The sequence below is a fragment of the Amycolatopsis endophytica genome, assembly GCF_013410405.1.
In the GTDB taxonomy this organism is placed as follows: Bacteria; Actinomycetota; Actinomycetes; order Mycobacteriales; family Pseudonocardiaceae; genus Amycolatopsis_E; species Amycolatopsis_E endophytica.
On the sequence record NZ_JACCFK010000002.1, the window covers coordinates 899490 to 925139 of the forward strand.

At 69.2% G+C, this 25650-nt stretch carries 19 protein-coding genes and 3 rRNA genes; 1 reads left to right on the top strand and 21 read right to left on the bottom strand.

From position 1 onward, the window contains the following. The first annotated feature begins 106 nt into the window (after positions 1 to 106). Positions 107 to 955 (top strand): LLM class flavin-dependent oxidoreductase, encoded by an 849-nt coding sequence (locus tag HNR02_RS29830; protein ID WP_179776983.1) that lies wholly within the window; start codon positions 107 to 109, stop codon positions 953 to 955. 50 nt (positions 956 to 1005) lie between these two features. On the opposite strand, the gene HNR02_RS29835 is transcribed toward HNR02_RS29830, so the two are convergent. The 21 genes from HNR02_RS29835 to argC all read right to left on the bottom strand — a co-directional run bounded on the left by HNR02_RS29835 (position 1006) and on the right by argC (position 25636). Next, positions 1006 to 1953, bottom strand: a complete 948-nt coding sequence (locus HNR02_RS29835) for a copper transporter (protein ID WP_179776984.1) — start codon at positions 1951 to 1953, stop codon at positions 1006 to 1008. Beyond that, positions 1950 to 3134 (bottom strand): putative cytokinetic ring protein SteA, encoded by a 1185-nt coding sequence (steA, locus tag HNR02_RS29840; RefSeq protein ID WP_179776985.1) that lies wholly within the window; start codon positions 3132 to 3134, stop codon positions 1950 to 1952. Before steA ends, HNR02_RS29835 begins: the two co-directional genes overlap by 4 nt. Before the next feature lie 106 nt (positions 3135 to 3240). Beyond that, positions 3241 to 5061 (bottom strand): DNA repair protein RecN, encoded by a 1821-nt coding sequence (gene recN / locus HNR02_RS29845; protein WP_218914322.1) that lies wholly within the window; start codon positions 5059 to 5061, stop codon positions 3241 to 3243. Positions 5062 to 5078: 17 nt separating this feature from the next. Beyond that, the gene (locus HNR02_RS29850; RefSeq protein WP_179776986.1) at positions 5079 to 5990 is read right to left on the bottom strand and encodes an NAD kinase; all 912 of its coding nucleotides are present in this window, start codon (positions 5988 to 5990) and stop codon (positions 5079 to 5081) included. Next, complete coding sequence (locus HNR02_RS29855) at positions 5987 to 6793, bottom strand: TlyA family RNA methyltransferase (RefSeq protein ID WP_179776987.1); 807 nt, start codon at positions 6791 to 6793, stop codon at positions 5987 to 5989. The genes HNR02_RS29850 and HNR02_RS29855 overlap by 4 nt, the downstream gene beginning before the upstream one ends. 4 nt (positions 6794 to 6797) lie before the next feature. Then, positions 6798 to 7013 (bottom strand): hypothetical protein, encoded by a 216-nt coding sequence (locus tag HNR02_RS29860; RefSeq protein ID WP_179776988.1) that lies wholly within the window; start codon positions 7011 to 7013, stop codon positions 6798 to 6800. Between the two features lies 1 nt (position 7014). Then, complete coding sequence (locus tag HNR02_RS29865; RefSeq protein ID WP_179776989.1) at positions 7015 to 8025, bottom strand: HAD-IIA family hydrolase; 1011 nt, start codon at positions 8023 to 8025, stop codon at positions 7015 to 7017. Next, positions 8018 to 10342, bottom strand: a complete 2325-nt coding sequence (locus tag HNR02_RS35820; RefSeq protein ID WP_246339311.1) for a hypothetical protein — start codon at positions 10340 to 10342, stop codon at positions 8018 to 8020. Before HNR02_RS35820 ends, HNR02_RS29865 begins: the two co-directional genes overlap by 8 nt. 99 nt (positions 10343 to 10441) lie before the next feature. Then, a 5S ribosomal RNA gene (gene rrf, locus HNR02_RS29875) occupies positions 10442 to 10558 on the bottom strand. A 67-nt stretch (positions 10559 to 10625) separates the two neighbouring features. Then, a 23S ribosomal RNA gene (locus tag HNR02_RS29880) occupies positions 10626 to 13749 on the bottom strand. 287 nt (positions 13750 to 14036) lie between these two features. Continuing rightward, positions 14037 to 15556 (bottom strand): 16S ribosomal RNA (locus HNR02_RS29885). The 16S, 23S and 5S rRNA genes sit together here, the layout of an rRNA operon. A gap of 369 nt (positions 15557 to 15925) precedes the next feature. Next, positions 15926 to 17200, bottom strand: coding sequence for a tyrosine--tRNA ligase (gene tyrS, locus HNR02_RS29890; RefSeq protein WP_179776990.1), 1275 nt, complete (start codon positions 17198 to 17200; stop codon positions 15926 to 15928). A gap of 30 nt (positions 17201 to 17230) precedes the next feature. After that, the gene (locus tag HNR02_RS29895; RefSeq protein WP_179776991.1) at positions 17231 to 17854 is read right to left on the bottom strand and encodes a DNA-3-methyladenine glycosylase; all 624 of its coding nucleotides are present in this window, start codon (positions 17852 to 17854) and stop codon (positions 17231 to 17233) included. After that, entirely contained in the window at positions 17851 to 18462 is a 612-nt protein-coding gene (locus HNR02_RS29900) for a VOC family protein (protein ID WP_312861214.1), read from the bottom strand. Before HNR02_RS29900 ends, HNR02_RS29895 begins: the two co-directional genes overlap by 4 nt. Beyond that, positions 18459 to 19877: an argininosuccinate lyase gene (argH, locus tag HNR02_RS29905; protein ID WP_179776993.1), complete on the bottom strand. Its 1419-nt coding sequence runs from the start codon at positions 19875 to 19877 to the stop codon at positions 18459 to 18461. The genes HNR02_RS29900 and argH overlap by 4 nt, the downstream gene beginning before the upstream one ends. A gap of 20 nt (positions 19878 to 19897) precedes the next feature. Then, complete coding sequence (locus HNR02_RS29910) at positions 19898 to 20401, bottom strand: arginine repressor (RefSeq protein ID WP_179776994.1); 504 nt, start codon at positions 20399 to 20401, stop codon at positions 19898 to 19900. After that, positions 20398 to 21333 (bottom strand): ornithine carbamoyltransferase, encoded by a 936-nt coding sequence (gene argF, locus HNR02_RS29915; protein ID WP_179776995.1) that lies wholly within the window; start codon positions 21331 to 21333, stop codon positions 20398 to 20400. Before argF ends, HNR02_RS29910 begins: the two co-directional genes overlap by 4 nt. Positions 21334 to 21340: 7 nt before the next feature. Then, the gene (locus HNR02_RS29920; protein ID WP_179776996.1) at positions 21341 to 22540 is read right to left on the bottom strand and encodes an acetylornithine transaminase; all 1200 of its coding nucleotides are present in this window, start codon (positions 22538 to 22540) and stop codon (positions 21341 to 21343) included. Next, positions 22540 to 23454 (bottom strand): acetylglutamate kinase, encoded by a 915-nt coding sequence (gene argB, locus HNR02_RS29925; protein WP_179776997.1) that lies wholly within the window; start codon positions 23452 to 23454, stop codon positions 22540 to 22542. Before argB ends, HNR02_RS29920 begins: the two co-directional genes overlap by 1 nt. Then, positions 23451 to 24611: a bifunctional glutamate N-acetyltransferase/amino-acid acetyltransferase ArgJ gene (gene argJ, locus HNR02_RS29930; RefSeq protein WP_179776998.1), complete on the bottom strand. Its 1161-nt coding sequence runs from the start codon at positions 24609 to 24611 to the stop codon at positions 23451 to 23453. The genes argB and argJ overlap by 4 nt, the downstream gene beginning before the upstream one ends. Next, a complete protein-coding gene (gene argC / locus HNR02_RS29935) occupies positions 24608 to 25636 on the bottom strand; it encodes an N-acetyl-gamma-glutamyl-phosphate reductase (protein WP_179776999.1) in 1029 nt (342 codons plus the stop codon). The genes argJ and argC overlap by 4 nt, the downstream gene beginning before the upstream one ends. Between the last annotated feature and the right edge of the window lie 14 nt (positions 25637 to 25650).

Below are 25650 nucleotides of genomic sequence, written 5' to 3' on the forward strand. Positions count from 1 at the left end.
CGGACCCGGTGGTGCTGCCTCTGCGGCTGTACTTCGATGGCAGGCACGGCCCTGTGGAGTACTTTCGATCTTAGCGCAAGATCATCTGGGGAAGGGAACGCTTTTCATGACCGATCACCGGTTCCGGTTCGGGCTCGTCAGCGGTGCGTCCGGCTCCGCGCGTCACTGGACCGACCTCGCCCGCCGCGTCGAGAACCTCGGCTTCGACACCCTGCTCGTGCCCGACACGGCCAGGGTGCAGGCGTCGATGCCCGCGCTGGCCACCGTGGCCGCGGCGACCGAGCGGCTGCGGATGGGCACCTTCGTGCTGGCCGCGCCGATGCACGCGCCCGGGCGGATCGCCTGGGAGACAGCGACGCTGGACCAGCTGTCGCAGGGCCGGTTCGAGCTGGGGATCGGCGCGGGCCACCCGGACGCGATCGGTATCGCGGAGCTGCTGGACAGGCCCTTCGGCAGCGCCGGCGAGCGCGTCCGCCAGGTGGGCGAAGCGATCCGGGCGGTGCGGAAGTTGTTCGGGGACGGCACCTACACTCCCGTTCAACAGCCCGCGCCGCCGATCATGGTCGCCGGCGGCGGCGTGAAGCTGCTGCGCCTGGCCGCCGAGGAAGCCGACATCATCGCGGTGCACGGGGGCGGCGGCAACACCGAGGAGGGCCTGCGTGAGCGGCTGCCGGTGCTCAAGGAGGCGGCAGGCGCCCGCTTCGACGCGCTCGAACTGAGCGTGAACATCTTCGCGATCGGCGACGGGCCCGTTCCGGACTGGCTGCGGCACTTCGGGGTCGAGCCGGCGGCGACGCGCAACAACGCGAACCTCGCCGTGCTGACCGGCGACACCGCCACGGCCATCGACACCCTGCGCCGCCGCCGGGACGAGTTCGGCCTGTCCTACATCACCATCAACGCCTACGCGCTGGAAGAGGCCATCCCGGTCGTCGAAGCCCTCGCGGGCACCTGAGGGTCCGGGCGACGGGGCCGGGCCGTATAGGTCGTTATACGGCCCGGTTGTCAGCTGCCGGGTTGCGCGACGCCGGGCGCGGGTGACTGGGCGTTGCCCGCGATGCCGTAGCGGCCGGTGCCGCCGTCGAGCTGCTCCTTGAGCGCCAGTACCGTGCTGACCCGCCCGGCCGCCGTGTTCGCGTTGTCCACCGTGGACAGAATCGAGGTGGCGGAGGTGTCGGCCCGCACGAAACCGATCGCGCCGGTCCCCTCGGCCGAAGCCGGATCGCCCGCGAGCACCGTGCCCGCGCCGGAGCGGTCGAGCTGCGTGGTGAACCGGGCGAGCGTCGCGGCCCGGTCGCCCGCGCCGTCGCCCGTCGCCTGCCCGCCGGTCAGCACCAGCGCGAGCTGTCCCGGTCCGATGCCAGGGCTGGCGTTGGCGAACCCGCCGTCCTGCAGACCCGCGATCGCCGCGGACATCTCGTCCGTGGTGGACTGCGGCTGCGCGGTGTCCTTGTTCAGCAGCAACACCGATCCCACGAGCGCCCCGGCCAGCGTGCCCGGGTCACCGGCCGTGGGGAACGTCGAACCGGCGGGCTGCAGCCGCGTCACGATCTGGCGCAGCTGGTCGGCCTTGGCCGGGTCGGTGAACGAGTCGGTCAGCTGCAGCTCCCCCGACACCCGCGCGCCGGACTGCTCGATGAGCTGCCGCAGCGCGTCCCGGTCCGCCGGGTTCGCGTCCTGCGTCGTCACCAGTACGACCGAACGCCGGTCCAGCGCGCCCGCGACGACCTTCGGCCCCAGCGAACCGGCGAAGGCGTCCGCGTCGGCCAGCCGCGCGTTCAGCTCGTTGCGCTGGGCCTCCAGATCGGACACCTGGGTGGCGAGCTTGCCCTTCTCGTCGGACAGCCCGGACAGCAGCGCCCCGTTGAGCGCCGTGGAGCCGAGCACGACACCGACGGCCAGCGCCAGGAACACCGCCGCGATCGAGACGATGTGGTACCGCAGAGAAATCACGTGAAGAGCCCCTTGACCCAGCTAGCGAACGAATCCCAGGTGGACCGCGCCCAGTCCAGGTATGCCCCGCCGACGTCGGACATGAGCAGCGCGACCGCGACCGCGACGAGCGCGGCGACCACGAGCAGCACCACCGCGCCCATCGACACGCGGGAGCGGTGCAGTGCGGCGACGGCCTTGCCGTCGACCAGCCTCGTGCCGAGTTTGAGCCGGGTGAGGAACGTCGACGGGTTCGACCCGGACCGGCCGTGGTCGAGGAACTCCCGCAGCGTCGCCTGGAACCCGACGGTGACGACCAGCCCGGCCTCGTGCGCCTCGGCGATCAGCAGCGCGAGGTCCTCCGGGTTGCCCGACGCGGGGAAGGTGACCGCGCCGATGCCGAGGTCCTGGATGCGCGCCACACCGGGCGCGTGCCCGTCCGGCTGCGCCGGGACGACGACCTCCGCACCCGACTTGAGCGTCTCGGCGTCGATGCCGAACGGATCGCCGACGATGACGTCCGGCTGGTAACCCTGCGCGCGCAGCGTGTCCGCGCCACCGTCCACACCGATCAGTGCCGGCCGGTGCTCGGCGATGTACTTCTTGAGCGCCTTGAGGTCCTCGGCGTGTCCCTTGCCCGCGGCGACGACGAGAACGTGCCGGTCGCGCAGCGGCACCCGCACCTCGGGCACGCCGACTCCGTCGAGGATGAGCGTCCGCTCGCGGCGCAGGAACTCGATGGTGTTGGCGGAGAAGGCTTCGAGCTGGGTGGACATCCCGGCCTTGGCCTCGATCATCTGGTCGGCGACGCTGTCCCGCGTCTGCTCGGTACCGGAGGCCACCTGCCGGTCTCCGGCGTAGACGGCCCCCTCGTGGAGCCGGATCCGGCTGCCGTCCTTGATGCGGCGCAGGACCTCGCCGCCGACGTTGTCCAGCAGCGGGATCCCGGCGTTGACGAGGATCTCCGGCCCGAGGTTGGGGAACCGGCCGGAGATCGAGGGCGAGGCGTTGACGACGGCGGCGACCTCGGCCTCGACGAGCGCGTCGGCCGTGGACCGGTCGAGGTCGATCTGGTCCAGCACGACGATGTCGCCGGGGCTGACGCGACGGAGCAGATCGCGCGTTCGCCGGTCCACCCTGGCGACGCCGACGATGCCGGGGAGGGCCTCGGTGTTGCGCGAGAGCAGACCGGGAAGCTTCATGTGCCCGATGGTGACAAACACCGGGCGCCTGTCGCCTCGCAACACGCCGTACACGATGCGGTTTCCCCGGGTGATCTTTTTCGCGGAGACCGGCGCGTGTGGACGGTCAGCCCTTGGCGCGCCTGCTCTTCTTCCTGCGGGGCTTCACCGCCGCCTGCTTGTCCGCGTCGGCCACCGCGAGCAGTTCCTCCGCGTGCGCGCGCCCGGTCTCGGTGCTCTCCATGCCCGCCAGCATCCGCGCCAGCTCGACCACCCGCTGCGATTTCTCCAGCGTCTTCACGTCGCTGCGCGTGACCCCCTCGGCGGTGCCCTTGTCGACCACCAGGTGGCGGTCGGCGAACGCGGCCACCTGCGGCAGGTGCGTCACCACGAGCACCTGGTGGGTGCGCGCGAGCCGCGCCAGCCTGCGCCCGATCTCGATCGCCGCGCGGCCACCGACGCCGGCGTCGACCTCGTCGAACACCAGCGTCTGCACCGTGTCGGCGTCGGCGAGCACGACCTCGATCGCGAGCATCACGCGCGAGAGCTCACCACCGGATGCCGCCTTGTGCACCGGCATCGACGGAGCCGCCGGGTGCGCCTTGAGCATCAGCTCCACGTCGTCGATGCCGGACCCGCCCGCGTGCACCAGTTCGCCGTCGACGCGCAGCGCCTGCGGATCGGCGGAGTCCGTGGCGCGGCGCTTGACCGTCACCTCGATCTGGGCCGCGCCCATCGCCAGCCCGGACAGCTCCTCGGTGACCGCGCCGGCCAGCTCCTCGGCCGCCACCGACCGGGCCCGCGACACGACCGCGGCGTGTTCGGCCAGCTTCCCGGCCAGCTCGTCCCGGCGCGCGGCCAGCGCGGCGAGCGCCTCTTCGGAGGTGTCCATCGACTCCAGGCGCTGCTGGGCGTCCTCCGCCCAGGCCAGCACCCCGTCGACGTCGGCGGCGTACTTGCGGGTCAGGGTCTTGAGCTCGGCCTGGCGCGCGAGCACCTGTTCGAGCCGTCCCGGATCGGCCTCCAGGCCGTCGAGGTACCCGCCCAGCTCGCCGCCAACGTCGTTGAGCAGCATCTCGGCCTCGGCCAGCCGCGGTTCGAGGTCACGCAGCGCCGAATCGTCCGCCGTCGCCAGCCGTCGCCGCGCCTCGCCGATCAGGCCGAGCGCGCCCGGCTGGTCCGGGTCACCGTCGGCGGCACCGGAGACGGCGGCCTGGGCGCCGTCCGCCGCCGCGCGCAGCTCCTCGGTCGCGGTGAGGCGCTTGACCTGCTCGGCCAGCTCCGCGTCCTCACCCGCCTGCGGGCTCACCGCGGCGATCTCGTCCAGCCCGTGCCGGAGGAGGTCGGCCTGCTGCGCCATCTCACGGGAGCGGCTGGTCCGCTCCGCCAGCTCCGTGACCACCGCCTGCCATTCGTCGCGGACCGCGCGGTACTCCCCCAGCGGCGCCGCGACGTCGTCCCCGGCGAACCGGTCGAGCACCTCGCGTTGCTCGGCGGGCCGCAGCAGCCGCAGCTGGTCGTTCTGCCCGTGCACGGCCAGCAGGCGGTCGGCCAGATCGGACAGCACGCTCACCGGCACCGAGCGGCCGCCCAGGTGGGCCCGCGAGCGCCCGTCGGTGCCCACCGACCGCAGGGTGATCAGGCTGCCGTCCTCGTCGGTCGAGCCGCCCGCGTCGGACACGATCCGCGCGACGTGTTCGGCGAACACGCCCTCGAACCGTCCCTCGACGCTCGCCCGGCCGGAGCCGTTGCGGACCTTGGAGGCTTCCGACCGCCCTCCGGACAGCAGGTGCAGCCCGGTGACGACCATGGTCTTGCCCGCGCCGGTCTCGCCGGTGACCACGGTGAATCCCGGGTGCAGTTCGAGCAGGGCGTCCTCGATCACTCCGAGGCCCTGGATGCGCATCTCGGCCAGCACGGACACCACCGTAGCGGTCCGCTCCGACATTCCGTGGCGGACTCGCCTCAGCGCGCGTGCCGCTCCCGCCAGCTCTTGACGGGCAGGGAGAACTTGTGGACGAGGCGGTCGGTGAACGGGCCCGGGTGCAGCCGGACCAGCCGCACCGGGACCTCGCCCGCCACCACCTCGACGCGCGCGCCACGCGGCAGCGCGATGTGACGCAGCCCGTCGCAGGTCAGGACCGCGGGCGAGCCGTGCGGGTCGACACCGACGGTGATCACCGAATCCCGCGAGACGACCAGCGGGCGGGAGAACATCGCGTGCGCGTTGGAGGGCACGACGAGCAGCGCTTCGACGTCCGGCCAGATGACCGGTCCGCCCGCGGAGAAGGCGTAGGCGGTCGAACCGGTCGGCGTGGCGCACAGCACACCGTCGCAGCCGAAGGCCGACACCGGGCGGCCGTCGACCTCGATGAGGGCGTCCAGGATGCGTTCGCGGGTGCTCTTCTCGACGCTGGCCTCGTTCAGCGCCCAGGTGCGCGCCACGACGCGGCCTTCGACGGTGACCGTGACGTCGACCGTCATGCGCTCCTCGACGGTGTACTCGCGCGTCACCACGCGGCCCACCGTGTCGGTGAGCGCGTCGGAGTCGGCCTCGGTGAGGAACCCGACGCGGCCGAGGTTGACGCCCAGCACCGGCACCCGCGCGGGACGGGCCAGCTCGGCCGCGCGCAGCAGGGTGCCGTCACCGCCCAGCACCAGGACCAGCTCGGCGCCCGCCGCGGGGTCGTCGTGCGGCGCGACCAGGGTGCACAGCTCACCGAGGGAGTCCTGCTCGATGAGTTCCTTGACCTCGTCGTCGATGACGCGCAGACCGATCCCGGCCGCGGCGAACCGGGTCGCGACCTCACGGGCGGCGTCCTTGGTCGTCTCGCGGTCGGGGTGCATGACCAGCAGCACCTCGCGGGTTTCGCTCACTGGGGACCCTTCCCGACCGCTTCGCGGACCAGTTCCGCGGGATCGCCGGGCGCCGGATCGCGGCGCAGCCAGGCGAAGTACTCGACGTTGCCGGAGGGTCCGGGCAGCGGGCTGGCAACCACACCGTGCGGGTGCAGGCCCAGCTCGCGCGCCGTGGCCAGGACGTCGAGGACGGCCTGGGCACGCAACCGCGGGTCGCGGACCACACCGCCGCTGCCGAGGCGTTCCTTGCCGACCTCGAACTGCGGTTTGACCATCGGCACCAGGTCGGCGTCGTCGTGCGCGCACGCGAGCAGCGCTGGCAGCACCAGGCGCAGGGAGATGAACGACAGGTCGCCGACGACGAGGTCGACGGGGCCGCCGGTCTGCTCCGGCGTGAGCGTGCGGACGTTGGTCTTGTCGAGCACCACGACGCGGTCATCGGTCCGCAGCCGCCAGTCGAGCAGGCCGCGGCCGACGTCGGCGGCGATCACCTCGCGGGCGCCACGGCGCAGGAGGACATCGGTGAAGCCGCCGGTGGAGGCGCCGGCGTCGAGGCAGCGCTTGCCGTCGGCGGACAGCCCGGCCGGTTGGAAGGCTTCGAAGGCGCCGAGCAGCTTGTGCGCGCCGCGGGAGGCCCAGTTCGGGTCGTCCCCGGCCCTGACCACGATCGGCGCGCCGGTGTCGACGCCGGTGGCGGGTTTGCCGGCGACCATGCCGTTGACGGTCACCTTGCCCTCGCTGATCAGCGTGCTGGCGTGTTCGCGGGACCGGGCGAGGCCCCGTCGCACCAGTTCGGCGTCGAGGCGGGCCCTGCGGGGCATCGCGTCACACCTTGTCGATGCTGGACAGGGCGGTGGTCAGCTCGGAGTGCACGGCGTCGAACCGTTCGACGTGCTCGGCGAGGGGGACCTGCTCCAGGTCGTCGAGCGCGGCCATGGCCCGGTCGATCCCGTCGCGGGGGTCGGACTGCGGGGCGGCACCCGGCGGCGGCCCGGGTACCGGACGCGGCTGCGGAGTCGGTTGGTGCTGCACGGTCACCACGCTAACGGATCGGCTCGCCGCCGGTCGGGAGCCCCAGCTCGGTGAAGGCGGCCGTGGCGCGCTCGCCGCCGGGCCGCAGCGCCGTGACGCCGGTGTCCCACGCGACCGCGCAGAGGGTGCGTAGCAACGCGAGGCTGTCGCCGTCGCCCGTCGCGACGAGCGTGCCACCGTCCTGGCGGACCTGCCAGCCGGGTTGCGGTGCGATGCGCAGCTCGTCGGCGGGTGTGGCCAGGGCGCCGAGGTCGGCGCCCAGGTACTGGGCCCGCTCGGCGGGGATCGCCGTGACGAGGGTGGCGGGGGTGGCGACGCCGGTGAGCACGACGAGGGCGTCGACCCCGGCGTTGACCGCGCCCGCGATGTCGGTGTCCAGCCGGTCCCCGATGGCGAGCGGCCTGCTCGCACCGGCGGATCGCGCGGCGGTGACGAACAGCGGCGCCTCGGGCTTGCCCGCCACCTCGGGTTCGGCGCCGGTGGCCGTGCGCAGTGCGGCGACCATCGAGCCGTTGCCGGGCAGGAGGCCGCGTTCGGTGGGCAGGGTGGTGTCGACGTTGGAGGCGACCCAGAGGGCACCCGCGCGGATCGCGACGCACGCCTCGGCCAGGTCGGCCCATCCGGTGGCCGGGTTGTGGCCCTGCACCACGGCGGCGACGTCGTCACCGGCCTCGCGCACGGGTTTGAGGCCGGCGGCGGTGATCTCGTCCTCGAGCGCCGCGGCGCCGACGACGAGCACCGTCGCCCCGGCTGGCAGCCGCTCGCCGAGCAGCTTGGCGGCGGCCTGGGCGCTGGTGCTGACCTCGTCCGCGGTGGCGTCGATGTCGAGGCCACGGAGGTGCCCGGCGACGTCTCCGGGTGCCTTGGAGGCGTTGTTGGTCACGAAGCGCACCGGGGAGTTCTGCTCGCGCAGCTGCCGGATGGCCTCCGCGGCTCCCGGGATGGGCCGGGAGCCGTGGTAGACCGTGCCGTCGAGGTCGAGGAGGAACGCGTCGTAGGCGTCGCGGAGGGCGTCAGCCATTGGCGAGCTCCGCGGCGCGCTCGGCGGCGTCGGTCTCGTCGTCGAGGTCGGCTTCGGAAGCGTGCAGGAACCAGCGGATCGCTTCGTCGCGGCGGCCGGCCGCTTCAAGGTTGTCGGCGTAGGCGTAGAACAGGCGGGCGCTCCACGGGTCCCGCTTGCGCGGGTCGAGGTCGTCGCCCTGCAGGGAGACGACGGCGGCGTCGACCTGGCCGAGGTCGCGCCGCGCCCCGGCGGCGACGATCTTCAGCTCGATCTCGACCTCGCGCGGCAGCTTCTGGCCCTGCATCTCCTTGGCCAGGTCGAGTGCGCGTTCCGGCCGCCCGAGAGCGCGCTCGGCGTCGGCGATGACGGCGATGTGCTGGTCGGTGCGGGTCATCCGGCGGACGGCCCGCAGTTCCGCGAGCGCTTCCGACCAGCGTCCGGCGTGGTAGGAGACCAGGCCGAGCGCCTCACGGACGATCGCCACGCGGGACGCGCGGGTTTTGGCGTACTTGGCGTGGGCCAGTGCCGCCTCCGGATCGGTGTCGATCAGGTTCCCCGCGGCGACAAGGTGCTTGCCGACGGTCTCCGCGAGCGATTTCGGCAGCGTCCGCAGCTCGCGGCGGGCTTCCGCGTCGAGGTCGCCGAACTCGATGTCCTCGGGCAGCTCCGGCGCTTCGAGGAGTTCACGGGCCAGTGCGGCGTCGTCCAGGTCCCGCGGCGCCCGGCGGCCGTTGTCGGGCCGCCCGCGCTCGTCACGCCGCGCGGACCGGAACTCCGCGTCGGCGATCTCGACGTGCTCTTCCCGCGAGACGGGATTCGCGGCGCGTTCGATGCTTGCCGCGTCGGTTTCGGCGGGCTCGGTCACGTCCTGGGTGTCCGCTTCTTCGGCGTCGCCGACGGCCTTGTCGGTGTCGGCTTCACGCGTGTCCGCGTCGTCGACGGTGTCGGGGGTTGCCCCGGTTTCCCGGACGGGTCGGCCCGTGTCCGCGGCCACGGCCGCACCGTCGGCGAGGTCGTCGGTCGCTGTCTCGTCGACAGCCTTGCCCGCACGCGCCTCGACCTGGTCCTCGTACCGGCGCCCGGAGCGGTCACGACCGCCACCACCGCGCCGATCGTCGTAGCGGCCACCTCCGCGACGGTCGTCGAAGGAGCGGCTGCCCCGGTCGCCCGTCGGACGGTCACCGCGGTCGAAGTTCGACCGCCCGCCCCGCTCGCCGGACCCCGGCCGCCCGCCACGCCGGTCCTCGAACGAACGATTGCCGCGATCACCCTGGCCGGAACGGCCACCCCGGCTGTCGAAGGAACGGCTGCCGCCCCGCTCGCCGCCGGGCCCGGAACGCTCACCGCGCCGGTCGTCGTGAGAACGGCTGCCGCGGTCGTCAGACCCCGGCCGCCCGCCGCGACGGTCGTCATAACGGGCGCCACGGTCGCCGTACCCCGAACGGCCACCGCGCCGGTCGTCGTACCGGTTACCGCGCTCGCCGGAGCCGGAACGCTCACCGCGCCGGTCGTCGTACCGGTTGCCACGCTCGCCGGAGCCCGGACGATCACTGCCCCGGTTGCCGTAGGAGCGGTTTCCGCGGTCAGCGGAGCCCGAACGGTTGTCGTACGCCCCGCCGCCACGGCCACCGGAACCGGTGCGGTCGCCGTACGAGCGCTTGCCGCGCTCGCCGGATCCGGGGCGCTCGCCGCCGCGGTTGCCGTACGAGCGGTCGCCGGAGCCGGATCGGTCCCCGTACGAGCGCTTGCCGCGCTCTCCGGACCCTGACCGGTCGCCACCCCGGTTGTCATAGGAGCGCTCACCGCGCCCACCGGATCCGAACCGATCGCCACCCCGATTGTCATACGAGCGCCCGGAGCGCTCACCGGACCCGAACCGGTGACCACCGCGGTCACCATTGAAGCGGCCACCGCGTTCGCCGGACCCCGACCGCTCGCCGCCTCGGTTGTCGTAGGAACGCCCGCCGCCGCGCCCACCGGACTCGAAGCGGTCGCCACCGCGACTCCCCGAGGAGCGGTTGCCCCGCTCGCCGCGGTCGTTGCCGCGGTTGTCGTGGGAACGGTTGCCGCGCTGGTCGTCCCGGCCGCCGCCGCGGCGGTCGTCGAAGTCGCGCCGGCCGCCGTCCCGGCCCGTCCGGTCTCCGCGACGGTCGTCGAAGTCGCGTCCGCGGGAACGGTTGCCGTCCTGCCGGTCGCCCGACCGGCCACCCTGCCCCGCCTTCCCACGCGGGGTGCCTCGCTGCGCTCCCGATCGTCCTGCGCCGGGAGCCGAATCGCGGCGCCGGGGGCGATCGGACGCGGCGCCGTCGAAGTCGCGCCGCCCGAAGTCCGCCACCTGGGCCTCCTCTGTTCTGGGTTCGTGAAGATCAGTAAACACGCCAAGGGCCCGTCAGGCGAGCCAATCGGCTATCCTAACGGGCCCTTGGGAAAGGGTGTTCGGCGGTGTCCTACTCTCCCACACCCGCGGGGGTGCAGTACCATCGGCGCTGGCAGGCTTAGCTTCCGGGTTCGGAATGGGACCGGGCGTTTCCCTGCCGCCATGACCACCGAAACTCTATGAAACAACCACAATCATGGTGTGGTGTTTCAGAGTTGCAGAGCGGATGCGTAGCAGCTTTGTGGGCAAGTCCTCGGCCTATTAGTACCAGTCCACTCAAAAACACATTACTGTGCGTCCATGTCTGGCCTATCAACCCAATCGTCTCTTGGGGGCCTTAACCCACAAAGGGGTGGGAGACCTCATCTAGGAACAGGCTTCCCGCTTAGATGCCTTCAGCGGTTATCCCTTCCGAACGTAGCCAACCAGCCATGCCACTGGCGTGACAACTGGCATACCAGAGGTTCGTCCGTCCCGGTCCTCTCGTACTAGGGACAGCCTTCCTCAAGTCTCCTACGCGCGCGGCGGATAGGGACCGAACTGTCTCACGACGTTCTAAACCCAGCTCGCGTGCCGCTTTAATGGGCGAACAGCCCAACCCTTGGGACCTACTCCGGCCCCAGGATGCGACGAGCCGACATCGAGGTGCCAAACCATGCCGTCGATATGGACTCTTGGGCAAGATCAGCCTGTTATCCCCGGGGTACCTTTTATCCGTTGAGCGACATCCCTTCCACCAGGAGATGCCGGATCACTAGTCCCTACTTTCGTACCTGCTCGACCTGTCAGTCTCACAGTCAAGCTCCCTTGTGCACTTACACTCAACACCTGATTGCCAACCAGGCTGAGGGAACCTTTGGGCGCCTCCGTTACTCTTTGGGAGGCAACCGCCCCAGTTAAACTACCCACCAGGCACTGTCCCTGAACCCGATCAGGGTCCTAAGTTAGATTCCCAATCCGACCAGAGTGGTATTTCAACAACGACTCCACCAACACTAGCGTGCCAGCTTCACAGTCTCCCACCTATCCTACACAAGCCGAACCGAAAACCAATACCAAGCTATAGTAAAGGTCCCGGGGTCTTTCCGTCCTGCCGCGCGTAACGAGCATCTTTACTCGTAGTGCAATTTCACCGGGCCTGTGGTTGAGACAGCCGGAAAGTCGTTACGCCATTCGTGCAGGTCGGAACTTACCCGACAAGGAATTTCGCTACCTTAGGATGGTTATAGTTACCACCGCCGTTTACTGGCGCTTAAATTCTCAGCTTCGCCCCACAAGGGAGCTAACCGGTCCTCTTAACGTTCCAGCACCGGGCAGGCGTCAGTCCATATACCTCGTCTTACGACTTCGCATGGACCTGTGTTTTTAGTAAACAGTCGCTTTCCGCTGGTCTCTGCGGCCAACTCACCCTAGCCCGCACGGGGCTTCAAGTGCTTTGGCCCCCCTTCTCCCGAAGTTACGGGGGCATTTTGCCGAGTTCCTTAACCACAGTTCACCCGACCGCCTTAGTATTCTCTACCTGACCACCTGTGTCGGTTTGGGGTACGGGCCGCACATGTTCTCGCTAGAGGCTTTTCTCGGCAGCAGAGGATCACCCTACTTCGCCTCAACGGCTACGCATCACGTCTCAGACTCCATGAGTGACGGATTTACCTACCACTCGTCCTACACGCTTACACCAGTACAACCACTCACTGGCGGAGCTACCTTCCTGCGTCACCCCATCGCTTGACTACTACTGGTTCAGGCTCCACGCTCACCGCCCTTGGCCCGAAGGCCGCCGACAGCTCGGGTGGTTAGTATCACCAGCCTCGTCATGGGCGAACATACGCGGGTACGGGAATATCAACCCGTTGTCCATCGACTACGCCTGTCGGCCTCGCCTTAGGTCCCGACTTACCCTGGGCAGATTAACTTGACCCAGGAACCCTTGGTCATCCGGCGGCAGAGTTTCCCACTCTGCATTCGCTACTCATGCCTGCATTCTCACTCCCACACCCTCCACGACTCGCTTCCACGGCCGCTTCCCTGGATGCAGGACGCTCCCCTACCCAACAACACCACTACACACCACTCCCGAAGAGTGATGCGGATGTATCTGTGTCATTGACACGGCTTCGGCGGTGTACTTCAGCCCCGCTACATTATCGGCGCAGGACCACTTGACCAGTGAGCTATTACGCACTCTTTCAAGGATGGCTGCTTCTAAGCCAACCTCCTGGTTGTCTCGGCGACCCCACATCCTTTCCCACTAAGCACACACTTAGGGGCCTTAGCCGGTGTTCTGGGCTGTTTCCCTCTCGACGACGAAGCTTATCCCCCGCCGTCTCACTGCCGCACTCTCACGTGATGGTATTCGGAGTTTGGTTGACTTCGGTAACCCGGTAAGGCCCCTAGGCCATCCAGTAGCTCTACCCCCACCACGAAACATGCGACGCTGCACCTAAATGCATTTCGGGGAGAACCAGCTATCACGGAGTTTGATTGGCCTTTCACCCCTACCCACAACTCATCCCCCAGGTTTTCAACCCTGGTGGGTTCGGCCCTCCACACCGTCTTACCGGCGCTTCAGCCTGGCCATGGGTAGATCACTCCGCTTCGGGTCTAGACCACGCGACTCCATCGCCCTCTTCAGACTCGCTTTCGCTACGGCTACCCCACACGGGTTAACCTCGCCACGCAGCACTAACTCGCAGGCTCATTCTTCAAAAGGCACGCCATCACAAAACATAATGTTTGCTCTGACGGCTTGTAGGCACACGGTTTCAGGTACTCTTTCACTCCCCTCCCGGGGTACTTTTCATCTTTCCCTCACGGTACTCGTCCGCTATCGGTCACCAGGAAGTATTTAGGCTTACCGAGTGGTCCCGGCAGATTCACAGCAAATTCCACGAGCTCGCTGCTACTCGGGAACACCACCACACCACACCAACACAGCTTTCGCGTACGGGACTCTCACCCACTCCGGTCCACCATCCCAGGTGATTCCACTAGCCATGCAGTAACTGATGCCAGAAGTGTCAGCTTCTGGAAGGCAGGTCCCACAACCCCGCACACACAACCCCTGACAGGTATCACATGCGCACGGTTTAGCCTCCTCCGCTTTCGCTCGCCACTACTCACGGAATCACTAAAGTGTTTTCTCTTCCTACGGGTACTGAGATGTTTCACTTCCCCGCGTTCCCTCCACACCAGCTATATATTCACTGGCGGGTAACACCTCATAACAGGTGCTGGGTTTCCCCATTCGGACACCCTCGGATCACAGCTCGGTTGACAGCTCCCCGAGGCTTATCGCAGCCTCCCACGTCCTTCATCGGCTCCTGATGCCAAGACATCCACCATGTGCCCTTAACAACTTGACCACAAAGATGCTCGCATCCACTCTGCAATTCTCAAACACCACACCCAGAAACAACACACCGTGTTGCCTCAGGACCCAACAGCGTATCGATGAACACCCATCACTCCGACCACCAACCCCCGTTCCACGCCGACAAGCAGCAGTACTAGACAGATCAATGATCATCGCGATGAGCATCAAGCCAGTCGTCCACAATTCCTTGAGCAACCAGACAGCGCCACAGTCGGGCACTGAGCCTGGCCACTCCACGTCCCACCGAAGCGAGCGTGGATGTGTTGTGCTCCTTAGAAAGGAGGTGATCCAGCCGCACCTTCCGGTACGGCTACCTTGTTACGACTTCGTCCCAATCGCCAGTCCCACCTTCGACCACTCCCTCCCACAAGGGGTTGGGCCATGGGCTTCGGGTGTTACCGACTTTCATGACGTGACGGGCGGTGTGTACAAGGCCCGGGAACGTATTCACCGCAGCGTTGCTGATCTGCGATTACTAGCGACTCCGACTTCACGCAGTCGAGTTGCAGACTGCGATCCGAACTGAGACCGGCTTTAAGGGATTCGCTCCACCTCACGGTATCGCAGCCCTCTGTACCAGCCATTGTAGCATGTGTGAAGCCCTGGACATAAGGGGCATGATGACTTGACGTCATCCCCACCTTCCTCCGAGTTGACCCCGGCAGTCTCCCGCGAGTCCCCGCCATTACGCGCTGGCAACACAGGACAAGGGTTGCGCTCGTTGCGGGACTTAACCCAACATCTCACGACACGAGCTGACGACAGCCATGCACCACCTGCACACCGGCCACAAGGGGGCCGACATCTCTGCCGGTTTCCAATGCATGTCAAGCCCAGGTAAGGTTCTTCGCGTTGCATCGAATTAATCCACATGCTCCGCCGCTTGTGCGGGCCCCCGTCAATTCCTTTGAGTTTTAGCCTTGCGGCCGTACTCCCCAGGCGGGGCGCTTAATGCGTTAGCTACGGCACGGACAACGTGGAAGTCGCCCACACCTAGCGCCCAACGTTTACAGCGTGGACTACCAGGGTATCTAATCCTGTTCGCTCCCCACGCTTTCGCTCCTCAGCGTCAGTATCGGCCCAGAGACCCGCCTTCGCCACCGGTGTTCCTCCTGATATCTGCGCATTTCACCGCTACACCAGGAATTCCAGTCTCCCCTACCGAACTCAAGCCTGCCCGTATCCACTGCAGGTCCGGAGTTAAGCCCCGGATTTTCACAGCAGACGCGACAAGCCGCCTACGAGCTCTTTACGCCCAATAATTCCGGACAACGCTTGCACCCTACGTATTACCGCGGCTGCTGGCACGTAGTTAGCCGGTGCTTCTTCTCCAGGTACCGTCACTCGCGCTTCGTCCCTGGCGAAAGAGGTTTACAACCCGAAGGCCGTCATCCCTCACGCGGCGTCGCTGCATCAGGCTTCCGCCCATTGTGCAATATTCCCCACTGCTGCCTCCCGTAGGAGTCTGGGCCGTGTCTCAGTCCCAGTGTGGCCGGACACCCTCTCAGGCCGGCTACCCGTCGTCGCCTTGGTAGGCCATCACCCCACCAACAAGCTGATAGGCCGCGGGCCCATCCCGTACCGCCGAAACTTTCCACCCCACGAGATGCCTCGAAGAGTCATATTCGGTATTAGACCCCGTTTCCAGGGCTTATCCCAAAGTACAGGGTAGGTTACCCACGTGTTACTCACCCGTTCGCCACTCATCCACACCCGAAGATGCTTCAGCGTTCGACTTGCATGTGTTAAGCACGCCGCCAGCGTTCGTCCTGAGCCAGGATCAAACTCTCCAACAATGTCAGAAAATCAAACCCAGCTATACTTGATAGCCTCAAAGGAACCCACAAAGGGTTCTAACTCATCAACTGGCTTTTAGCTCATCAATACACTGTTGAGTTCTCAAACAACACGTTTTGTTGTGTCACCCGACGACCCAGCCAGCAAGCGTGAAGTCTCGCAACTTCCATCTCACTGTGGTTTCGTCCGGCGGCGGTCACCCACTCTACCAGCCTCGCTGGGAGCTTGGTTCGTGACCCCCCGCCCGGTTTCCCGGTCCCTTGAGGCTTTTCGGCCCCGCCGGCCCGGTCTCCCTGGCGACGAAGAGAAGATTACATGCCCCGGAACCCCCCTCGAACAGGGGGGTCCCTTAACGGCGAAACCCCTGGTCAGGCCAGCAAACGAATACCTGCCGTGTTCCGCTTGCCCCGGCGCACCACGAGCCAGGTCCCGTGCAGTGCGTCCGTGCGGTCCGGCCGCCACTCCTCGTCGGCGATCTTCGCGTTGTTCACGTACGCGCCGCCCTCCTTCACCGTCCGCCGCGCCGCGCCCTTGCTGTCGGCGAGACCTGCGGCGACGAGAAGGTCGACGATGGTGGGCCCGTCCGCGAGCCGCACTTCACCGTTGGGTACTTCGTGCATCACCGCATCGAGGGTTCGCGCGTCCAGCTCCGCCAGCTCACCCCGCCCGAACAGGGCCTGACTGGCATTGGTCACCTGGCGCGTCTGCTCCTCACCGTGCACCAGGGTCGTCAGCTCCTCCGCGAGCCGGCGCTGACCGGCTCGCAGATGGGGCTTCTCCGCGGTGAGCTGCGCGATCTCGTCGATCTCCTCGCGCGGAACGAAGGTCAGCATGCGCAGGTAGGGCACGACCTCGGCGTCGCCGACGTTGACGAAGTACTGGAACCACGCATACGGCGATGTCAGCTCCGGATCGAGCCAGACGTTGCCGCCCCCGGTGGACTTGCCGAACTTGCGGCCTTCGGAGTCGGTGACCAGCGGTGTGGTCAGCGCGTGCACACCCGCGCCCTCGACCTTGCGGATGTAGTCCACGCCGCCGACGATGTTGCCCCACTGGTCGGAGCCACCGATCTGCAGCTTCGTGCCGTACTGCCGGAACAGCCGCAGGTAGTCGTAGGACTGCAGCAGCAGGTAGCTGAACTCGGTGTAGGACATGCCATCGGTGGCCAGACGGCGCTTGACCGTCTCGCGCGCGAGCATGACGTTGATCGAGAAGTGCTTGCCGACGTCGCGCAGGAAGTCCAGCGCGGAGACGTCGGCGAACCAGTTCAGGTTGTTCTCGATGACCGCGCCGGTCGGCGAATCGTCGAAGGTCAGGAACTTCTCGAGCTGCACCCGGATCTTGTCCAGCCGCGCGGCGGTGACCTCTCGGCTCACCATCGCCCGCTCCCCCACGTCGCGGGGGTCGCCGATCTGCCCGGTGGCGCCACCGCCCAAGGCGATCGGGCGGTGGCCCGCGCGCTGGAACCGGGCCAGCGTCAGTAGCTGGACCAGGTGGCCGGCGTGCAGGCTTTCCGCGGTCGGGTCGAAGCCGCCATAGAGGGTGAGCGGACCGGTGGCCAGGTCCTTCCGCAGCGGATCGAGATCGGTGGACTGGGCGATCAGCCCGCGCCAGGACAGTTCGTCGAGGATGTGTTCGCTCACGTCCCGATACTCCCGTACGAGGTCAACCGACTATTTGGGGGGTCGGGCCCGCCCGCCCCGCCGGTACGCCGACACCGCCGGGGAACCGTCGATCCAGAACCGCCACGGTGTGTCCATCGCCGCCGCCACCCCCACGCGCGGCCCGGACCGCACGCGGTCGGAGGGAATCTCCTCACCCGTCAGCAGCCGCACCGGCGAATCCGGATCGGTCAGATCGGCGCCGTTGTGCTGCGGGCCGATGCCGAGCGCCGAGGTCAGCCTGGCCGGACCGCGGCCGAGCTCGACGTCCTTGCGCGCGGCCTTCCGGCGCGAACGCGCCAGATCCTCCCCCGAGGTGACCTCGGCGGCGCGCAGCAGGACCGCTCCGGCCTCGCCGTCCTCCCGGCCGACCACGTTGGCGCAGAAGTGCATGCCGTACACGAAGTACACGTACAGGTGACCAGCCGGACCCCACATGACGGTGTTGCGGGCGGTCCGCCCGCGGTAGCAGTGCGAGGCCGGATCGTCCTGCCCGCGGTAGGCCTCGACCTCGACCAGGCGCGCCGCGACCGTGCCCTGCGGACCCGTGGTCTCCAGGACCGACCCGAGCAGCACGTGTGCCAGATCGACCGGGTCGATGGCCAGCTCCTCGCGTTTGAACAGGCGTCCGGTCACCGCAGCACGACCTCGCCACCGTCGACGGCGAGCACCGCCTCCAGGTGCGGTCCCGGACCGGTGACGACCGTGAGCACGGCACCGAGCGCGGTCAGCGGGCCGGCGACCAGGCCCGGATCCGGGTGGACACCGGTCAGCGATTCCAGCACCGCGCTCGTGGTCAGCGAATCGGCCGGGTGCGGGGAGTCCTGCCAGTCGATGAGGAACGGGACGACTCCCCCGTCCTCCCGGGGAAACGCCAGGGACCAGCTCAGCAGCACGCCGTCGGGTCGCCGTCGCGACATCGGCACGGCGTCACCGAAGGGGTACCCGGCCGCGCGGGTTTCCTCCAGCGCCGCGGCCAGGTCCGGCACCCGGATCGCCCAGGTGACCAGCCGCGGCGCCGTCAGGTCGTCGATGCCGAACGGACGCGGCCCGTCCGGGGCGTCCTGGTCCGGATCCGGGCCGATGACCTCCAGGTACGCACCGTCGACGAGGCCAGCGAGGTGGTTGCGGGTGCCCCGGCCGGGATGCGGGCCGCCGGGCACGAGGTCGAGGCCGCGCCCGCGCAGGTCCGCCACCGTCCGCGCCAGGTCCGGTGTCGCGTAGACCAGGTGGTCGAGGATCACTCGGCCCACTGCCGGTGGTCGGCGACCCGCGCGGCGAGCCGGTCGAGCTGCTCGGCGACCCGCGCCGGAGCGGTGCCGCCGCGGGCGTCACGGGAGGCGACCGAACCCTCGACGGTCAGCACCTCGCGAACTCGCGGGGTCAGGGCCGGGCTGATCTTCTCCAGCTCCTCGTCGGTCAGCTCGTCCAGGCCCGCGCCACGGGCCTCGGCGACCCGCACGCACTCCCCCGCGGCCTCGTGCGCGAGGCGGAACGGCACTCCCTGCCGCACCAGCCATTCGGCGATGTCCGTGGCGAGCGTGAAGCCGGCCGGGGCCAGCTCGGCGAGCCGGTCGGCGTGGAAGGTCAGCGTGCCCACCATCCCGGCCAGCGCCGGGAACAACAGCTCCAGCTGCTCGACCGAGTCGAAGACCGGTTCCTTGTCCTCCTGCAGGTCCCGGTTGTAGGCCAGCGGCATGCCCTTGAGCGTGGCGAGCAGACCGGTCAGGTTGCCGATCAGACGGCCGGACTTGCCGCGTGTCAGCTCGGCCACGTCCGGGTTCTTCTTCTGCGGCATGATCGAGCTGCCGGTGGCCCACGCGTCGTCGAGCGTCACGTACCCGAACTCGGCCGTGTTCCAGATGATCACTTCTTCGGCGATGCGCGAGAGGTTCACACCCAGCATGGCCAGGACGAACGCGAACTCCGCGGCGAAATCACGCGAGGCGGTGCCGTCGATCGAGTTCTCGACGCTGGTGGCGAACCCGAGCTCGGTGGCGACGGCTTCCGGATCGAGCCCCAGCGACGACCCGGCCAGCGCACCCGACCCGTAGGGCGATTCGGCCGTGCGAGCGTCCCAGTCGCGCAGCCTGCTCACGTCACGCAGCAGCGATTGCGCGTGCGCCAGCAGGTGGTGGGCCAGCAGGACCGGCTGGGCGTGCTGCAGGTGCGTGCGGCCGGGCAGGACCGCGTCCGGGTGCCGCCGCGCCTGCGCCACGAGGGCGTCGACCACGTCCAGCGTGCCCGCGGCGACCCGGCGGCCCGCGTCGCGCAACCACATCCGGAACAGGGTGGCGACCTGGTCGTTGCGGGACCGGCCCGCCCGCAGCTTGCCGCCCAGTTCCGGCCCCGCGCGCTCGATCAGCCCGCGCTCCAGCGCCGTGTGCACGTCCTCGTCGGCGACCGTCGGCGTGAACGCACCGGAGTCGACGTCCGCGGCGAGGGTGTCCAGCGCCGCGAGCATCCGCGTCAGCTCGTCCCCGGTCAGGAGCCCGGCCTTGCTCAGCACCCGCGCGTGGGCGCGGGAACCGGCGATGTCGTAGGGCGCCAGACGCCAGTCGAAGTGCGTCGACGCGCTCAGCGCCGCCATCGCTTCGGCGGGCCCGCTGCTGAAGCGGCCGCCCCACAGCGCGATCCCGGGTTGGCCGTTGTCTGCCATGTGTTCGTCTCGGCTTTCGCTCAGTCGTGGTGGTTGGAGTCCAAAGTAGAGGAGCGCTGGGCCAGCGCGGCGAACCGGTCGGCCAGGTCCTTCCCGGTCAGCGGCTCCCTGGCGATCACCGCGACCGTGTCGTCGCCCGCGATCGACCCGACGACCTCCTCCAGTGCCGCCCGGTCGATCGCGCTGGCCAGGAACTGCGCCGCACCCGGCGGAGTCCGCAACACGGTCAGGTTGCCCGACGCGTCGACGGAGACCATCAACTCGGCCAGCAGCCGCGACAACCGGGACGTACCACCCTGCACGCCACGCACCGGGCTGCCGTCCTCGGGGATCACGTACACCGGCGCGCCGGAGTCCGCGCCCCGCAACTTGACCGCGCCCAGCTCGTCGAGGTCCCGCGACAGGGTGGCCTGCGTGACCTCGACGCCCTCCGCGGCCAGCAGCTTCGCGAGCTCGGTCTGGCTGCGGACGGCCATCGACGAGACCAGGTCGACGATGCGGGAGTGCCGGGCGGCGCGGTTCATCGTCGCGAGACCTCCTGCTCCAGGAGCCACACCAGCAGCGCCTTCTGGGCGTGCAGGCGGTTTTCCGCCTCGTCCCACACCGCGCTCGCCGGGCCGTCGATCACCTCGTCGGTGATCTCCCAGCCACGGTGCGCGGGCAGGCAGTGCAGCACGATCGCGTCGTCCGCGGCGTGGGTCAGCAGCTCGGTGTTGATCTGCAGCTTCTTGAACGGCGTGACCCGGTCCATGCCGTCGTTCTCCTGGCCCATCGAGGTCCAGGTGTCGGTGACCAGCACGTCCGCGCCCTCGACCGCGGCGTGCGGGCCGGTGAAGAGGTTGACACTGCCACCGGTGTCCGCGGCGCGCTTCTTCGCGTCGGTGACCACGCCGGAGTCCGGCTGGAAGCCCTCCGGTGCCACGACCCGCACGTGCATGCCGGCGGTGACGCCGCCGAGCAGCAGCGAATGGGCCATGTTGTTGGCGCCGTCGCCGAGGTAGGTCAGGGTCACCCCGGTCAGCTTGCCCTTGCGCTCGCGGATCGTCTGCAGGTCCGCCAGCACCTGGCACGGGTGGAACTCGTCGGTCAGGGCGTTGACCACCGGAACCGTGGCCGTCGAGGCCATCGCGACGATGCGCTGCTGGGCGAAGGTGCGCCACACGACGGCGTCGACGTAGCGCGAGAGGATCCGCGCGGTGTCCTCGATGGTCTCCTCGCGGCCCAGCTGCATGGACCGGCCGTCCACGATGATCGGGTGCCCGCCCAGCTGGGCGATGCCGACCTCGAACGACAGCCGGGTGCGCGTGGAGTTCTTCTCGAACAGCACGGCCACCGACTTGGGACCGGCCAGCGCGCGGTGGGCCAGCGGTGCCTTCTTCAGCTCGTCGGCCAGATCGAGGACGGCGAGCTGTTCGTCGGGGGTCAGGTCGTCGTCGCGCAGGAAGTGGCGGGGCATCGTGCAGTCAGTCCTTCGTGGTGGTGGTGTCGAGCGCCCCGGGCAGGGCGGTGAGGAAGCCTTCGGCCTGCGCCTGGCTCAGGATCAGGGGCGGGGCCAGCCGGATCGTGTCGGGGGCGACCGGGTTGACCAGGTAACCGGCCGCCTGCGCGGCCTGGGCGACGGCGGGCGACACCGGCTCGTTGAGCATGATGCCGATGAGCAGGCCCGCGCCCCGCACACCCTTGACCAGCGGGTGGGCCAGTTCCTCGACCCCGGCGGCGATGTGCTTGCCCACGCGGGAGACGTGGTCGATCAGGCCGTCGCGGGAGATCGCGCGCAGGACCGCGAGCCCGGCCGCGCAGCACACCGGGTTGCCGCCGAAGGTCGTGCCGTGCTGGCCCGGCTTGAGCAGCTCGCCCGCCTCGCCGACACCGATGACCGCCCCCAGCGGCAGACCGCCGCCCAGTCCCTTGGCCAGCGTGATGAGGTCCGGTGTGATCCCGGCCCGCTGGAAGGCGAACCAGTCGCCGGTGCGGCCGATGCCGGTCTGCACCTCGTCGAGCACCAGCAGCGCGCCGGCGGCCTTGGTGATCTCGCGCACCGCCTGCAGGTAGCCGTCCGGGGCGGGAACGACCCCGGCCTCGCCGAGGATCGGCTCGAGGAACACGGCTGCGGTCTCGGTGTCCACGGCCGCGCGCAGGGCTTCGACGTCGCCGTACGGGACGTGGGTGACGCCGGGAACGAGCGGCTCGAAGGGCTGCTTCTTGCCGGGCTGGCCGGTCAGCGACAACGAGCCCATGGTGCGGCCGTGGAAGGCGCCCTCGCAGGCCACGACCTTGGTGCGGCCGGTGAGCCTGCTGATCTTCAGCGCGGCCTCGTTGGCCTCCGCGCCGGAGTTGACGAACAGGACCTTGCCCTGCCCGGCGAACCCGGCGACGTCCAGCAGCGCCTCGGCCAGCTCCACGGCGACCGGGTTGACGTAGAGGTTGGAGGTGTGACCGAGCTCGGTGATCTGCTCGGTGACCGCGCGGACCACGTCGGGGTGCGCGTGCCCGAGCGCGTTGACCGCGATGCCGCCGACCAGGTCGACGTACTCGGCGCCCTCGGCGTCCCAGACGCGCGCGCCCTCGCCGCGGACCAGCGTGAGGTTCGGGGTGCCGTAGTTGTCCATGAGCGCGGACTGCCAGTGCTGCCTGCCGTCCGCATTGGAGGTGAGCGCGTCCATCAGGACTCCTGTTCCGGGAGGACCATGGTGCCGATCCCGCGGGAGGTGAAGACCTCCAGCAGGACCGAGTGGGCGATGCGGCCGTCGATGACGTGGGCACGGCGGGTGCCGCCGCGCACCGCGCGCACGCAGGCCTCCATCTTGGGGATCATGCCGCTGGCCAGTGTCGGGAGCAGCTGCTCGAGCCGGTCGACGCGGATCCGGTCGATCAGCGACGAGCGGTCCGGCCAGCTGGCGTAAAGACCTTCGACGTCGGTGAGCACGACGAGCTTCTCGGCGTCGAGAGCGGCGGCGAGCGCACCGGCCGCGGTGTCGGCGTTGACGTTGTGCACCACGCCGTCCGCGTCGGGGGCCACTGTGGACACCACGGGGATGCGGCCGGCGTTGACGATGTCCAGCACGGCGTCCGGGTTGACCGAGGCGACCTCACCGACCAGGCCGACGTCGACGGGCTCGCCGTCGACCGTGGCCTGTTTGCGCTCGGCGGTGAACAGCTGCGCGTCCTCACCGGAGATGCCGACCGCGTACGGGCCGTGGGCGTTGATGAGACCGACCAGCTCGCGGCTGACCTGGCCCACCAGGACCATGCGGACGATGTCCATCGTCTCCGGGGTCGTGACGCGCAGGCCGCCCTTGAACTCACCGACGAGCCCGACCCGTTCCAGCATCGTGGTGATCTGCGGGCCGCCGCCGTGGACCACGACCGGGCGCAGGCCGGCCAGCCGCAGGAACACCATGTCCTGGGCGAAGGCGCGCTTGAGCTCGTCGTCGATCATCGCGTTGCCGCCGTACTTGACGACGACGGTGGCGCCGTGGAAACGCTGCAGCCACGGCAGCGCCTCGATCAGCACGCCCGCCTTCTCGGCGGCGGTGTCCAGGCGGTCGTCGGCCTCGACCAGTTCGGGAGGAGTCATGAGGAGTACGCGCTGTTCTCTTCGACGTAGGCGTGCGACAGGTCGGTGGTGAAGATCGTGGCCTCGCTGGCCCCGATGCCCAGATCGATCACGACCTCGACGGCACGGCCCGACAGGTCCGCCGCGGAGCGGTCCTGCGCCGTGGTACCGGCCGAGTACAGGGTGACGCCGTTGATCGCGATGGACAGGGTGCCGGGGTCGACCTCGGCCTGGGCCCGGCCGACGGCCATCGCCACGCGGCCCCAGTTCGGGTCGGAACCGAACAACGCGGTCTTGACCAGGTTGTCCTCGGCGACCGTGCGGCCCACGTTGATCGCGTCCTGTTCGCTGGCCGCGCCGCGGACGATGACGTCGACCTCCTTGGTGACGCCCTCGGAATCCGACCGCAGCTGCTGGACGAGGTCCATGCACGCGGCGGTGAGGACATCGGTGAACTCGTCCAGGCCCGGCGTGATGCCGCTGGCGCCCGAGGCGAGCACCAGGACGGTGTCGTTGGTGGACGTGCCGCCGTCGACGTCGAGCCGGTCGAAAGTGACGCGGGTGGCGGCGCGCAGTGCGGCGTCGAGCGCGTCGGGGTCGACGACCGCGTCGGTGGTGAGGACCGACAGCATCGTCGCCAGGTTCGGGGCGAGCATGCCCGCGCCCTTGGCGAAGCCGCCGACGCTCCAGCCGCCGTCGTGGCGGTGCAGCGCCTGCTTCGGCTTGCTGTCGGTGGTCATGATCGCGGTGGCGGCGGCGAGCGCGGACTCGGCGTTCGCGTCGAGGGCCTTGGCCGCGGCGTCCACACCGGACAGCACGGCTGGCATCGGCAGCCGCTCGCCGATCAGGCCGGTCGAGCACACCGCGACGTCGATCGCGCCCGCCTCCAGCACCTCGGCGACCTTCTCCGCCGTGGCGTGGGTGTCCTGGAACCCACCGGGGCCGGTGGCCGCGTTGGCGCCGCCGGAGTTGAGGACGACCGCGCGCAACCGCTTGTGCCGCAGCACTTCCTGCGACCACAGCACCGGCGCGGCCTTGACGACGTTGCGGGTGAACACGCCGGCCGCGGCGTGGTCCGGACCGTCGTTGACGACGAGCGCGAGGTCCAGTGCGCCGGATTGTTTGATCCCGGCGGCCACGCCCGCGGCGCGGAACCCCTTCGGGCCGGTCACGGTCACGGTGCGACTCCTACTGTCGGAAGGCCGGTGGTCTCGGGGAGACCGAGTGCGATGTTCATGGACTGGATGGCTCCGCCCGCGGTGCCCTTGGTCAGGTTGTCGATCGCGGCGACGACGACCAGCCGTCCCGCGTCGGCGTCCACCGCGACCTGCAGCTGCACGTTGTTCGAACCCAGCGTCGCCGAGGTGACCGGCCAGGCCCCCTCGGGCAGCACCTGGACGAACGGTTCGTCCGCGTACGCCTTCTCGTACACCGCGCGCACCGCAGCCGCGTCGGTTGTGCCCGCCAGCGGCGCGCTCGCCGTGGTGAGGATGCCGCGCGGCATCGGCGCGAGGACCGGCGTGAACGACACGGACACCGGCCCCCCGGCCACCGCGCTCAGGTTCTGCGCGAACTCGGGCGTGTGCCGGTGCGCGCCGCCGACACCGTACGCGCTGGCCGACCCCATCACCTCCGAGCCGAGCAGGTGTGGCTTGAGGCTCTTGCCCGCACCGGAGGTGCCCGTGACGGCCGCGATGACGACCTCGGGCCGCACCAGGCCGGCCGCCAGCGCGGGGGCCAGCGCGAGCGTGCCACCCGTCGGGAAGCAGCCCGGCACCGCGATGCGCTTGGTACCGGCCAGCCTCTGGCGCGCGCCGGGCAGTTCGGGCAGGCCGTAGGGCCAGGCCCCGGCGTGGTCACCGCCGTACCAGCGCTGCCAGTCCGCCGCGTCGGTCAGCCGGTGGTCGGCCCCCAGGTCGACCACGAGCACCTCGGGCCCGAGTTGTGCCGCGATCTCCGCCGAGTGCCCGTGCGGCAGCGCGAGGAAGACCACGTCGTGGCCGCCCAGCGTCTGCGCACTGGTCTCCAGCAGGATCCGCCCGGCCAGAGGAGCCAGGTGGGGCTGATGCTGACCGAGCGGGGTGCCGGCGCTGCTCGCCGCCGTCACCGCGCCGATTTCGACCTCCGGATGCGCCAGGAGCAGGCGCAGGGCTTCCCCGCCCGCGTATCCGCTCGCCCCGGCCACCGCGACCTTCACCGTCATACGAATAATTATGC